At 70.2% G+C, this 12,408-nt stretch carries 8 protein-coding genes; 2 read left to right on the forward strand and 6 right to left on the reverse strand.

Annotated features, from left to right (window positions below; genetic code table 11):
• Positions 1-10: 10 nt before the first annotated feature.
• A complete protein-coding gene (locus PYV55_RS11480; protein ID WP_275851260.1) occupies positions 11-6,295 on the reverse strand; it encodes an alpha-2-macroglobulin family protein in 6,285 nt (2,094 codons plus the stop codon).
• A 9-nt stretch (positions 6,296-6,304) separates the two neighbouring features.
• Positions 6,305-7,798 carry an argininosuccinate lyase gene (gene argH, locus PYV55_RS11485; RefSeq protein WP_275851263.1) on the reverse strand — a complete coding sequence of 498 codons (1,494 nt, stop codon included), beginning with the start codon at positions 7,796-7,798 and terminating at the stop codon, positions 6,305-6,307.
• Positions 7,799-7,964: 166 nt separating this feature from the next.
• Here argH and PYV55_RS11490 point away from each other — a divergent pair, with 166 nt between their 5' ends.
• On the forward strand, positions 7,965-9,140 hold the full coding sequence (locus tag PYV55_RS11490; protein WP_275851264.1) for a sensor histidine kinase: 1,176 nt from the start codon (positions 7,965-7,967) through the stop codon (positions 9,138-9,140).
• Positions 9,121-9,888, forward strand: a complete 768-nt coding sequence (locus tag PYV55_RS11495) for a LytR/AlgR family response regulator transcription factor (protein ID WP_275851266.1) — start codon at positions 9,121-9,123, stop codon at positions 9,886-9,888. The genes PYV55_RS11490 and PYV55_RS11495 overlap by 20 nt, the downstream gene beginning before the upstream one ends.
• A 27-nt stretch (positions 9,889-9,915) precedes the next feature.
• Here the strand turns inward: PYV55_RS11495 and PYV55_RS11500 are convergent, their stop codons facing one another.
• The 4 genes from PYV55_RS11500 to PYV55_RS11515 all read right to left on the reverse strand — a co-directional run bounded on the left by PYV55_RS11500 (position 9,916) and on the right by PYV55_RS11515 (position 12,402).
• A complete protein-coding gene (locus PYV55_RS11500; RefSeq protein ID WP_114482939.1) occupies positions 9,916-10,206 on the reverse strand; it encodes a helix-turn-helix domain-containing protein in 291 nt (96 codons plus the stop codon).
• A complete protein-coding gene (locus tag PYV55_RS11505) occupies positions 10,187-10,522 on the reverse strand; it encodes a type II toxin-antitoxin system RelE/ParE family toxin (RefSeq protein ID WP_114482938.1) in 336 nt (111 codons plus the stop codon). Before PYV55_RS11505 ends, PYV55_RS11500 begins: the two co-directional genes overlap by 20 nt.
• An 80-nt stretch (positions 10,523-10,602) precedes the next feature.
• Positions 10,603-11,445 carry a ZIP family metal transporter gene (locus PYV55_RS11510; protein ID WP_275851270.1) on the reverse strand — a complete coding sequence of 281 codons (843 nt, stop codon included), beginning with the start codon at positions 11,443-11,445 and terminating at the stop codon, positions 10,603-10,605.
• 153 nt (positions 11,446-11,598) lie between these two features.
• Positions 11,599-12,402, reverse strand: a complete 804-nt coding sequence (locus tag PYV55_RS11515; RefSeq protein WP_275851272.1) for a GntR family transcriptional regulator — start codon at positions 12,400-12,402, stop codon at positions 11,599-11,601.
• Positions 12,403-12,408: the final 6 nt, after the last annotated feature.

Raw genomic sequence — 12,408 nt, forward strand, 5'->3', positions numbered from 1 at the left:
GACCGCCACCTCAGCGCGCCGCCTCCACGCGCAGGCGGGGGTTGGGCAGTTCGCCGAACATTTCGGGCGCGTACAGCGCCTCGGCGCGCGTGGGCGGCAGGGCGAAGTCGCCCACGTTGTGCAGGCGCAGCGTGTATTCGAGCTTCACCGTGCCCTTGGGCAGGTATTCGTAGTAGCTGCGGAAGGCCTCGAAGCTGCGCTCTTCGAACGCGGGCCAGCCGGGGCCGGTGCGCTTTTCGCCCTGCGTCAGCATTTCGGAATCGCGCCCCAGACCGCTGCCGAGGATGCTGGCGCCGCCCGGGATCGGGTCGGTGATGGCCACCCAGCTCATGTCGGCCGTGCTCGTGATCTCCAGCGTCACGCGCAGCACGTCGCCGCGCGTGTAGCGGCCCGCGGGCAGCGCCTGGTGGGCCAGATCGATCGGGGTCACGGTCTTGCGGATGGTGTAGCCGGCGCTGAACGGCGCCTTGCGCTCCACGGCGGCGAGCGCGCGCAACGTGAGCCAGGGCTTGCCCGTGCCCTGGTGCACCACGCTCAGGCGCTGCGCGCCTTCGGCCTTGCCCCAGGGCAGGAACATGCGGTTGTTCTTCAGCCCCTCGGGCGCGGCCGGCGCGCCGAGCTGCGGCCCCGCGCCTGCCGGGCTGGGCTGGTGCGGCGCGCCTGCAGCGTCGCCGGGCGTGGCGCGCGCCACACGCGCTACACGGGCCCAATCGACGCTGGCCGTGCGCTGGCCCAGCGTGGCGCGCGTGTGCCCGGCCACGGGCGCAGACTCGAACCTGGCGCTGAATTTTTCAAGCGCGAGCCCACCCCAGAGGTTGGCCGTGGTGGTGTGCCAGGCGCCGCCCTGCTGGCGCGCGATGAAGCCGTTGGCCAGACGGCCCAGATCGCCCTTCCACGCCGGGTCGTCCAGCACGGCGAGCAGCAGGCGCGCGGCGTTCACGTCGCCGTTTTGCATCAGCCACCACCAGTAGTCGTCCTGCTCGGAGTTGAAGACGAGCTTGCTGCCCTGGTACGCCAGGCGTGCCTTGAGGATTTGCGTGGCTTCGCTCAGGCGCTGCGCGCGCTGCGGCAGCTCGGGCATGCGGCGCAGGATATTGAGCCAGTCGATCACGCTGTGCGTGGGCCACTCGTTGGGGGCGATGCGCACGCTCTCGAGCATGCGTGCCTGCGCCTTGCCGTAGCGCGACAAGGCTTCGATGGCGGCGAGCTTGCGCATGTCCAGGTCTTTGCGCGGGCTCCAGGAATTGCGCTCTATGCGCCCTTCGACGAAGGCGATCAGCCCGCGCTCGAGCGGCGCGCGCACGGCGTCGGGCAGCGCGAACACGGGGTCCAGCCCCGCGGCTTCGTGCGTGGCCGCGAGCAGGTAGGCTGTGAGCGTGTCGCTGCCGCGGTTGGCGCTGCCATTTTGCGGCGGAAAGTAGTTGGCGAGCCCATCGTCGTCGAGGTAGCTGGGCAGCTGCGCGAGCACGGTCTGCCAGAGCTTGCCGTCGCGCATCCCCACGGCCTTGCTCACTTTTTGTTCGAGGCAGACGAAGGGGTAGTCGGCAAACCAGGCGCGCACGCCGGGCAGCCCTTCGGCCAGGCGCGGCACGAGCGCGAGCTCCACGCCGCCACGCCGGGCGCCTGCCGGGTCGGCGGGGTCGGCCAGCGCGCCGGCCGGCGGCGCGACCTCGGTCTGCCAAGACGGCCAAGACGGCCTGTTGCCGCCCAGCTGCACCAATGTGGCCTGCTGCACGGCCAGCGGCACCGCGGGCAGCACGCGCTGGCTCAGCTTGAGCGCGTCCTGCGCGCCCGAGACGCGGTCGCGCGCCGCCACTTCCCACAGCAGCGCGCCGGCGCGCAAAGAGGCGAGCGCAGCCGGCGCGGTGACGTTCCACGCGATCTCGCGCGCCTCGCCCGCGGGAATGGCGACGGTTTGCCTGTCGAGCGTGAGCAGTGTGGCGCGCGGCGTCACTTCGACCTGCATGGCGCGCGCCGTGGTGTTGCGCAGCGTGAGCTGGGCACGGAACTGGTCGCCCGCGCGCACGAGCGGCGGCAGGCCGCTGATGATCTGCAAGTCCTGCGCGCTGCGGATGCTGGTGCGGCCCGTGCCGAACAGGCCCGTGCCCGCATCGGCCACGGCGACGACCTCGAAGGTGCTGAGCGCGTCGTTGAGCGGCACCGTGAGCGTGGCCTGGCCCTGGGCGTCGAGCTGCACGGCGGGCTGCCACAGCAGCAGCGTGTCGAACAGCTCGCGCGTGCTGCTGTGCCCGCCGCCGTCACCGCCCGCGGGTGCGGCCTTTTTGCCGTAGTGGCGCCGGCCGACGATCTCCATCTGCGCGGTGGCCGTCTGCACGCCCCAGCTGCGGCGCTGCAGCATGGCGTCGAGCAGATTCCAGCTGCTGTTGGGCATGAGCTCGAGCAGCGCCTTGTCCACCGCGGCTACGGCGACCTCGGCGTGCGCGGCGGGCTTGCCGTCGGGCAGCGTGGCGGCAATGCGCACCTGCGCCTTGCCGCGCACCGGGTAGCTGGCCTTGTCGGCCTGCACCTGCACCTGGAGCTGGTGCGCACGCGCGCCGACCTGGATTTCGGCCATGCCCAGGCGGAAGGACGGCTTGCTCAGGTCCACCAGCGCGCTGGGCGCCTGGTACTCGCGCCCCTGCGACCAGAAGGCGTGCCACCAGGTGCGCGGGCTGCGGTAACCCCAGGTGAAAAAGCTGTACCAGGGCACTTCGTACAGGCGCCCGCGCAGCGCGAGCACGCTCACATACACGTTGGGGCCCCACTCGGGGCGCACCTGCAGGCGCACGGTCGGGTCCTTGCCGCTGAGCTGCAGCACCTGCGTTTCGAGGATGCCTTCGCGCTCCACGCTCACGAGCGCCGTGGCCTCGCGAAACGGCATGCGCACCTGAAAGCGCGCCGTCTCGCCGGGCTGGTAGCTCTTTTTCTCGGGCAGCACGTCCATGCGGTCGTGGTCGGTGCCGCCGAACCAGAGCTCGCCCTGGCGCGTGATCCAGACCGAGGTCGCGGATTCGCTGGTGTTGCCCTCGCGGTCGGTGGCCGTGGCCACGAGTTCGACCTCGCCGGCCTGCTCCAGCAGCGGCGCGCACAGCAGCAGGCCGCGCGCGTCGCTCTTGCCGCTGCAGACCGTGCCCAGGTCTTTGCTGGCGCGCCGGTTGTCGTAGCTGTAAAAGCCGCCCACCAGGCGCTTGCGCGTGCTCGTGGTGGTGTGCAGGATGGCCTGCACCTGCAGCGGCACGCCGGCCTGCGGCTTGCCGTCCAGCCCGAGCGCGAGCGCCTGCAAGGGCATTTTCTGCCGCGCCGACACCCAGCCTTCGGCCTTGATGCCGGCCACCACGCGCGCGGGCCAGAGGGTGTGCGTGCTGCGCAGGGTCTGCAGCTCGCCGTTGGGGTCGGCGTAGCTGGCTTCGAGCAGCAGCTCCTGCGGCGCGCGCAGTGCGGGGAGCTTTTCGAGCGTGAGCTTGCCCGCACCTTGCGCGTCGAGCGTGAGCGGCAGCTTGTCGGCCAGCACGCGCGCCTGGGGCGCATTGCTGCCGCCGTCGTCCATGCCCTCCACGTCGCCTTGCGCGTCTTCGTCAGCAAGGTCCGCGTTCGCGTCCGCACCGGGGTGCGCCGCACGCGCACGTGGCGGGCGGAAGCTGAAAGCCTCGTAGGCGCCGAACTGCACCGCCTTGTCGCGCAGCAGCGCCGACACGCGCACCGGCAACTGCGCCGCCGGGCCGCCCGCCACGTAGTGCAGCTGCACGGCCACGGGCAGGGTGCGCGGGCGCACCAGCGGCGGGCTGGGCACGGGCGCGACCTGGCCCGCGAACACCGGCAGGCGGAATTCCTCCACGCGGAACTGCCCGGCCTCCAGCGTGCGCCCGTTGGCCGCCGAGCTGCTCAGCTCCACGATGTAGCGCCCGAGCTTGGCCGCGGGCGGTATCTGAAAGCTGCTGAGCGCGCTGCGCCCGCCCGTGGCCGTGCGGTACCAGCTGAGCGGTTGCTGGTATTGCTGGCCGCTGCCCAGGTGGGTGATGCGCAGCGTGTCCGGGTCGCGCGCGGGCAGGCCAAAGCCCGCGCGGGTCTGCGTGCGCAGCAGGTGCTTCATGGACACCGTCTCGCCCGCGCGCAGCAGGGTGCGGTCGAACACGGTGTGCGCGCGCAGGTCGGGCTGCGCGTCGCTGCTCGTGGGCACGCCAAAGCGCCAGGGCTCTATGCCGCGCTGCCAGCCGCTCCAGACGAAGGCCATGTCCTCATCGCCGCCTGCGGCGTCCTGCACGCGCGCGCTCACGAAGTAGCCGCTCGCGCCGCCCATGCCCCATTCATCCGAATCATCGTCAGGATCGGCCTCATCACTCCTGCGCCGGCAAGAAGGCGGCTCGGGCGAGAGGCCCGTCAGGCGCGCCGCGCCCTGCGCGTCGGTGCGCGCCGTGGCCAGCACGCGGCCCTGGCAGTCGGAGACGCGCACCTGCGCGCCCGCCACGGCCTGGCCCTTGTCCAGCGTGGTCACCCAGGCGAGCGCGTTGTCGCGCCCGAGCTTGAAGTGCACGCCCAGGTTGGTCACGAGCGCCGAGGTGCGCACCACCATGCGCCGCTGCGCGCCGTAGCGCGCGTCGAGCAGCGCGCCGCCAAGCACGGGCGAGGCGATCTCCACCACATGAAAACCCGGCGCGAGCGGAATGCCCACGACCTCGAAGGGGCGCAGTTCGGACTTCGCGGGGCGCGACAGTTCGAGCTCGTGCACGCCGCTCTGGCCGTCGAGCAGCGAGAGCATGCGCGTCTGCACTTCCTGCGCATCGTCCTTGTCGAGCACGGGCGGCAGCGGCCCGCGCACGTCGCGCTGCGCCAGGCGGCGCGGCACGCTGAACCGGTCGTAGCGCAGCACCTTGCGGTACCAGGCGATGATGTCGGCGTCGCTGCGCGGCTGCAGCGTGCGCACGCGACTTTGCGCCGGCCCCTGCGCCGGCTGCGGCACGCGCAGGTCTTGCGCGCGCAGCGCCGCCTCGACGTTGCGCAGCGTCACGGGCAGCAGCGCCGGGACTTTGTCCTTGTCGCCGCGCGCCGGCGTGCCCTCGGCATAGCGCTCGATCACGCCGAACGGCGCCGCGGCAAACTTGGCCAGCGGCGGCAGCGCACCCGTGGCCACGGCAAGCGGAAAGCTCGCGGCGTTGCGCAAAGGGCGGCCCGCGGCGTCGTGAAACTCCTTGGGCAGCTCCAGCGTGAAGCGCGTCTGCGGCGGCAGCGGCGCGGCGAACTGCACGCGCTGCACCAGCTCGTCGCGTGACTTTGCGCTGCCGCCCTGCGCGCTGCCATCGTCCTCTTCGTCGAAGTCCGGGCGGCGCACCTCGGCGGGCGAGCGCAGCGTGATGGCCGCCGCGAGCTTGCGTGGCACGGGCGCATTGAAAACCAGCGTGATCGGGCGTATCGGCAGACACGCCGCCTGCGCGTTTTCGCGCTCGCAGCGCAATTCCGCCTCGAAGGGCGCGCGCACGCGATAGTCAAAGCGCTTTTCCACCCGGTTGACGACACCGCTGGGCGTGGCCACCCCGGCGCCGTACACCAGCTGCATGCGCGTGCCCGAAGGCAGGCGGCGCTTGCAGGCCAGCGTGAGGTACTGCTGCGGCTGTTGCAGCGCGGCCTTTTCCAGCCCGAGCGCGTGCAGCAGCTCGGCACGCGGCCTGCCCCCCACCGGCTGCACGTCCACGCGCTCGCCCACACCCTCGAGCGCACACCAGACATGCTGCTGCACACTCTGCGCCGTGGCCGGGCCGTTGAGCTGCAGCACGAAATACTGCTCCTCGTCCACGTCCTGGTAAGTGCGCGGCAAAATGCTTTGCACGAACGGCCCACCAGTATTGAATTGATAGCTTCTTGTGCCCGTCAGTTCTTCGCCAGAGGCCGATTTTAACCCTGGTCTGAAGGTGGCCGTGCAGCGCACGCCGGGCGGCAGGTCGCGTGCAAAGTCGAACACCCATTCGCGCTCGTTGTTCCAGCGCCCCGCGCCCTGGGCCGCCGCCGCGTCGCTGCAGCTCAATTGCAGCGGAGCCGGCGCGGCCGCATCGCCAAAGGCCACCGCCGGGCGGTCGAACTGCAGCACCACCTGGCGCACGCGCGCCACCTCGCCCTGCGGCACCAAGCTCTTGACCTGCAGCGCCTGCGCGCCCGACGCGGCCAGCACGCCCAGCAAGCCCAGTGCGCACAGCCCAAGCCCGCGGCGGGCGCGCGCCCAGCGCGGCGCAGCGCCCGCCGAGGCTTCATGCCCCGCCTGCGCCGATCTGTCGAAAAAGAAAAAGCGGCGCAGGAAGGTGAACATGGCGATCCCTTACATACCCAGCCGCGCGCGGTGCCGGGCGACTTGCGCGCGCACCTGCGCGGGCGCGGTGCCGCCCAGCGTGTTGCGCGCGTTCAGCGAGCCGCGCAGGCTCAGCACCTCATAGACGTCGGGGCCGATCGCGGGGTGAAAGCCCTGCAGCACCTCGAGCGGCAGCGCGGCCAGATCGAGCTCGCGCGCCATGGCCTCCTTGACCGCGTGCGCCACGGTTTCGTGCGCGTCGCGAAACGGCAGGCCCTTTTTGACCAGGTAGTCGGCCAGGTCGGTCGCCGTGGCGTAGCCGCGCAGCGCCGCCTGCTCCATGGCCTGCGCGTTGACGCGGATGCCGCCATGCCGCGCGCCCGTGGCCGGGTCGGTCTGCCCGCCCACCATCTCGGCAAAGATGCGCAGCGTGTCCTTGAGCGTGTCCACGGTGTCGAACAGCGGCTCCTTGTCTTCCTGGTTGTCCTTGTTGTAGGCCAGCGGCTGGCCCTTCATGAGCGTGACCAGGCCCATCAGGTGCCCCACCACGCGCCCCGTCTTGCCGCGCGCGAGCTCGGGCACGTCGGGGTTCTTCTTCTGCGGCATGATGGAGCTGCCCGTGGTGAAGCGGTCGGCGATCTGGATGAAGCCGAAGTTCTGGCTCATCCACAGGATCAGCTCCTCGCTCAGACGGCTGATGTGCACCATGCACAGGCTCGCCGCGGCGCTGAATTCGATCGCGAAGTCGCGGTCGCTCACGGCGTCCAGGCTGTTTTGGCACACGCAGGGGCGGCCTTGCGCATCCACCATGCCCAGCGTGCGTGCCACGCGCTCGCGGTCCAGCGCGTAGCTCGTGCCCGCGAGCGCCGCCGCGCCCAGCGGCAGGCAGTTGACGCGCCGGCGCACGTCCTGCATGCGCTCGGCGTCGCGCGCAAACATCTCCACGTAGGCGAGCATGTGGTGCGCAAAGCTCACGGGCTGGGCCACCTGCAGGTGCGTGAAGCCGGGCAGGATCACTTCCACATGCGGCTCGGCCACGGCCAGCAGCGCGCGCTGCAGCTCGGCAAGCAGGCCGAGGATCAGGTCGATCTCGCCGCGCAGCCACAGGCGCACGTCGGTGGCCACCTGGTCGTTGCGGCTGCGGCCCGTGTGCAGGCGCTTGCCCGCGTCGCCCACGAGCTGCGTGAGGCGCGCCTCGATGTTCAGGTGCACGTCTTCGAGTTCGAGCTTCCACGCAAAGCTGCCGGCCTCGATCTCGGCGCGGATCTGCGCCATGCCGCGCTCGATGGCGGCCAGGTCCTGCGCGCTCAGAATGCCCTGCGCGGCGAGCATTTCGGCGTGCGCAAGGCTGCCCTGGATGTCGGCCTGCCACAGGCGCTGGTCGAAAAACACGCTGGCCGTGTAGCGCTGCACCAGCTCGCTCATGGGCTCGGAAAACAGCGCCGACCACGCCTGCGCCTTGGTGTCGAGCTGGTTCGCAGAGGCGGGCGCGGGGGAAGAATGGGGACTGGGGGACGTGGGCATGGGGAGGCAATAATCCGTTGAAAGACACAACCGGCGCCGCCGGATGCCGCAAGTGCGAGAGCCGCAAATGCCAGAGCCGCAGATTTTATCGACGCCGCAAAATGCTATATCTTCGGAAGCTGTTTGTGCATACTACATAAGCATAAAAGCCATAAAAGACCTGAAAATGCTGGAAAGCTCTGCAGCCACACCCAAACCCGCAACTACGCGCGGCACATCGGCCCATGCAGCCGTGCTGGTCTTCGACGCCTGCGAGGTCGGCCTGGTGCTGCGCGCGGTGCTGTTCGTCGAAGCCGTGCTCGGCGTGGGCGCGCTGTTTGGCGCGGGCAGCGCGCGCGAGTGGCTGCTGCGCCTGATGCTGCTCACCGGCGGCGCGCTGCCCGCCACGCTGGCCTGGCTGCTCACGGCCTGCAGCCTCAAGAAAACGCTGCAGCGCCTGTCCACCGCCCGGCAATACGCTGCGGGCGTGCTGCTGGGCGCGCTCGCGGGCCTGATGGCCTGCGCCATGCTGGCGCTCGCCGGCGTGGCCACCGCGCCGCCCTGGCTTGCGAGCGCCGCCAGCGGCGCGCTGCTTGCGGCGCTGCTCGTCGCGGCGCTCGTGCTGCGCGCACGCGGGCGCACGCCGGCCGCCACCGCGGCGCGCCTGGCCGAGCTGCAGGCGCGCATCCGCCCGCACTTTCTGTTCAACACCCTCAACAGCGCCATCGCCCTGGTGCGCGCCGAGCCCGCCAAAGCCGAGGCGCTGCTCGAAGACCTGAGCGAACTGTTTCGCCACGCCCTCGCCGAGCAGGGCGAGTCGGTCACGCTGGCCGAGGAATTGCGGCTGGCGCGCCACTACCTGGACGTGGAGGCCGTGCGCTTCGGCCCGCGCCTGCAGGTGCAATGGCAGCTGGACCCGCGCGCCGATGCAGCGCGGCTGCCGCCGCTGCTGCTGCAGCCTCTGGTCGAAAACGCCGTGCAGCACGGCGTGGAGCCCAGCCCACGCGGCGGCAAGCTGCGCGTGCAGACCGAGCTGCGCGGCAGCCGCGTGCGCGTGCGCATCACCAACACCCTGCCCGCGCCCGGCAGCGCGCAATCCTCCGCCCCGCAGCGCCGCGGCCACGGCATGGCCCTGGCCAATGTGCGCGCGCGCCTCGCGCTGCTGCACGACCTGCAGGCGAGCTTCAGCGCCGGCGTGCAGGACGGCCTGTACGAAGTCTGCATCACCCTGCCCGCGCCACGCCAACCGCTACGGCAGCCACGGGCAGCACCGCGCCGGACGCAAACGCCCACGCCCACGCCCACGCCCGAAGCCACCCCGTCGCTGCCCAAGGAGCAGTCCCATGCACATCCTGATCGTTGACGACGAAGCCCTGGCGCGCAGCCGCCTGCGCACCCTGCTGGCCGACTGCAGCGGCAGCGGCGCGGGCCACTGCAACGGCGCCCACACCGTGGCCGAGGCCGAGAGCGCCGCGCAGGCGCTGGCCCTGCTGCAGCCCACGGGCGGGCGCGGCTTCGACCTGGTGCTGCTTGACATCCACATGCCGGGGCTGGACGGCCTGCAGCTCGCGCAGCGCCTCAAGGCGCTGGCGCACCCGCCCGCGCTGGTGTTCGTGACCGCGCACCCCGACCATGCGCTGAGCGCCTTCGAGCTCGACGCCGTGGACTACCTCACCAAACCCGTGCGGCGCGAACGCCTGCAACAGGCGCTCGCCAAGGCGCAGCGGCTCGCAGGCCAGTCCATCACCCCCCCGCCCACCGCCAGCACCGGCGAAACCCTGCTGCTGCAAGACCGCGGCCGCACCGAGCGCCTGCCGCTGGCCGAGGTGCTGTATTTCAAGGCCGAACAAAAGTACGTGACGGTGCGCACCAGCGCGCGCAGCTACGTACTCGACGGCGCCCTGAGCGAGCTCGAGCGCAAATACCCCGCGCAGTTCCTGCGCATCCACCGCAACGCCCTGGTCGCGCGCCGCGCGATCCGCGCGCTGGAAAAGCATTTCGACCCCGAGGAAGGCGAAGGCTGGGCCGTGCGCCTGCAGGGCCTCGTGGAGCCGCTGGCCGTGTCCCGGCGCCAGCTGGCGGCGGTGCGCGCGGAGCTCGAGGGCGGGTAGAGTCTGGCCGAAACGCCGCGCGTGCGCTCACCCATGCAGCGCCGACAGCGCCTCTGGGTTGAGCTCGACGATTTTCAACAGCGCGCGCGCAGGCCCAGCTGGGCGAACACGGTGCTGCTCCCAGTTCTGCAAGGTTTTGGGCTTGACACCGATGAGGTAGGCGAAACGGGTCTGACTCAAGCCCGTGCGCTCCCGTATGGCCTTGACGTCGGGATCAGGAAAGTCATGCACACGCACTCCCGCCACCGCCTGACCACGCATGTGGCGCCCCATGTCGCGGACACTTTGCAATAGCTCGTCAAATTGTTTTTCGTTCATCGTGCACCTCTTCGGCAATGATGTCGGCCAGCCGACGCAGTTGGTCTTTGCTCAAGTCCGCCATCACATTTTTTGCGTAGGCATAAACCATGTAGCAGCGCTCATGGGATACCCAGTGGTAATAAATGACCCGCGCACCACCGCGTTTGCCTCGTCCAGGCAGCGGCACCCGAAGCTTTCGCAGGCCACGTCCACCGGGGATCATGTCCCCTGCTGCAGGGTTTTCCAGCAAAATCAATTGCAACTCGCGCATGTCTTCGTCGGAGAACAACTCACTCGCACAACGCACGAAGATGGGAAGTTCGATGAAGACCATACGCCAAATTATCCGCTAGAAGCGCACTATCCAAACAAGAATAAAAGCCACTCACTGAGCGCAGCCCGTGCCCGCCGGGCTCAATGCACATGCACCCCCGCGCTCACCAGCGTCACGAGCGCCATGCCGGCGAGCAGCCAGAACACCTGGCCTGCGGTCTGGCGCAGCGTGAGGTGTTTTTGCAGTTGCGGGATCAGGTCGGCAAGCGCGACATAGATGAAGCTGCTCGACGCCACCGCCAAGAAGTACGGCAGGCCACCCTGCAAGCGATCGACCAGAAAATAGCCCACGACACCGCCCAGCGCGGTCACGGCGCCCGCGAGCGACACCTTGAGCAGCGCCACGGAGCGGCTCGCGCTCGACTGGCGCAGCACCACCAGGTCGCCCATGTGGTGCGGCACCTCGTGCGCGAGCACCGACAGCGCCGCGACGGCGCCCAGGCGCAGGTCGGCCACGAAGGCCGAGGCGATCAGCATGCCGTCGCCAAAGCAATGCACGCTGTCGCCCGTGAGCACCGTCCAGCCACCCGCGGCGCGCTGGCCGTGACCCGCCTCGTGCGCATGCGTGTGTGCAGGGTCATGCGTGTGCGCATGGCCATGCGCCTGCGGCTGGCCGTGCGCGTGCGCAAGGCCGTGCTCGTGCCCGTGGTGCCAGAGCTCGGCCTTGTCGAGCAAAAAGAAAAACACCACGCCCACGAGCAGCGTGGCAAACAGCGCGTGCGCGTCCACCTGGCTCTCGAAGGCTTCGGGCAGCAGGTGCATGAACGAGGTCGCAAGCAGCCCGCCCGCGGCCAGACTCAGCAAATTCTGCGGCCCCGCCGCGCCCTTCCCCGCGCCCAGCCCCGTGCGCAAAAGCAGCGCCGCGAGCCACACACTGCCTATGCCTGCCGCCAGGGTGGCGACGATGGTTGCTATCAATACCATTGCTGCTTGTGCTTTCTGTATTTGGGTTAATACCGATTTTGGCGAACAGTTGGACGCCAGCCATTGGCCGAACCCATGTTAGCAAGCATGTCAAGCCAAGCCAGGCCGCAAAAGGCCCAGCCCATTTGCCCACTTCGACTTCGCCGCGCGCAGCTACCCCAGCTGCAGCCGCAAGCTCATGCGGTATGAAAAGCGATCCGCCGGGTGCAGGTTGACCGCGACCTCGAGCGCGCGGCCCTGGGGCCCGAGATAGCGGCGCGTGACGAGCAGGCCCGCCGAGCCGGGCTCGACCTGCAGGCGCGCGGCGGCGGCGGCGTCGAGCGTGACGGCGTCGATCTCCTGCGCAACCTCGTGGATGCGCACGCCCCACTGGCTTTCGATCAGCGTGTGCACGGGCACTTTTTGCGTGCCTATGAGCGCGCGGATGCCGCTGTAGGCGGCGTGGATGTAGATCTGCGTGAAGGCGATGGGCAGCGGGTTGTCGCCCGCGTAGCGGTAGCCCGTGACCTTGAGCCAGCGCTGGCCCGGCGCGCATTGCAGCAGTTGCGCGAGCGCGGCGTCGGCGATCACGTCCTCGGCCTCGGTGGTCACGAGGCGCGTGTCCTCGGCGTATTGCTGCAAATCGACCAGCGTGGCCGTCGATTGCACGTAGCGGCCTTCGGCGCGGCTGGCCTTGACCTGCGTGCCCACGCCGCGCTGGCGCAGCACCAGGCCGCGCTCCTGGAGCTGGCGCACGGCCTCGCGCACGGTGTGGCGGCTCACGCCGAACTGTGCACACAACTCCATTTCGGTGGGCAGATGGCTGCCCACGGGGTAGCGGCCCGATTGGATGTCGGCCATCAGGCGCTGCGCCACCAGCAGGTACTGCGGCGGACTGGCGAGCAGCGGCGCGGGCGCAGCGTCTGCGGCGGGCGCTGTGCTTTCGGTAGCGGCGTCGGGCGGTGGGGCGGTGGTCATGCGCGG

The organism is Extensimonas soli (assembly GCF_029211265.1).
Taxonomy (GTDB): domain Bacteria; phylum Pseudomonadota; class Gammaproteobacteria; order Burkholderiales; family Burkholderiaceae_C; genus Extensimonas; species Extensimonas soli.

What these genes read in the sequence shown, in the direction of transcription:
- PYV55_RS11480 (WP_275851260.1), bottom strand. Translation starts at nt 6,295, where the DNA reads ATGTTCACCTTCCTGCGCCGCTTTTTCTTTTTCGACAGATCGGCGCAG.
- PYV55_RS11510 (WP_275851270.1), bottom strand. Translation starts at nt 11,445, where the DNA reads ATGGTATTGATAGCAACCATCGTCGCCACCCTGGCGGCAGGCATAGGC.
- PYV55_RS11500 (WP_114482939.1), bottom strand. Translation starts at nt 10,206, where the DNA reads ATGAACGAAAAACAATTTGACGAGCTATTGCAAAGTGTCCGCGACATG.
- argH (WP_275851263.1), bottom strand. Translation starts at nt 7,798, where the DNA reads ATGCCCACGTCCCCCAGTCCCCATTCTTCCCCCGCGCCCGCCTCTGCG.
- PYV55_RS11490 (WP_275851264.1), top strand. Translation starts at nt 7,965, where the DNA reads ATGCTGGAAAGCTCTGCAGCCACACCCAAACCCGCAACTACGCGCGGC.
- PYV55_RS11495 (WP_275851266.1), top strand. Translation starts at nt 9,121, where the DNA reads ATGCACATCCTGATCGTTGACGACGAAGCCCTGGCGCGCAGCCGCCTG.
- PYV55_RS11505 (WP_114482938.1), bottom strand. Translation starts at nt 10,522, where the DNA reads ATGGTCTTCATCGAACTTCCCATCTTCGTGCGTTGTGCGAGTGAGTTG.
- PYV55_RS11515 (WP_275851272.1), bottom strand. Translation starts at nt 12,402, where the DNA reads ATGACCACCGCCCCACCGCCCGACGCCGCTACCGAAAGCACAGCGCCC.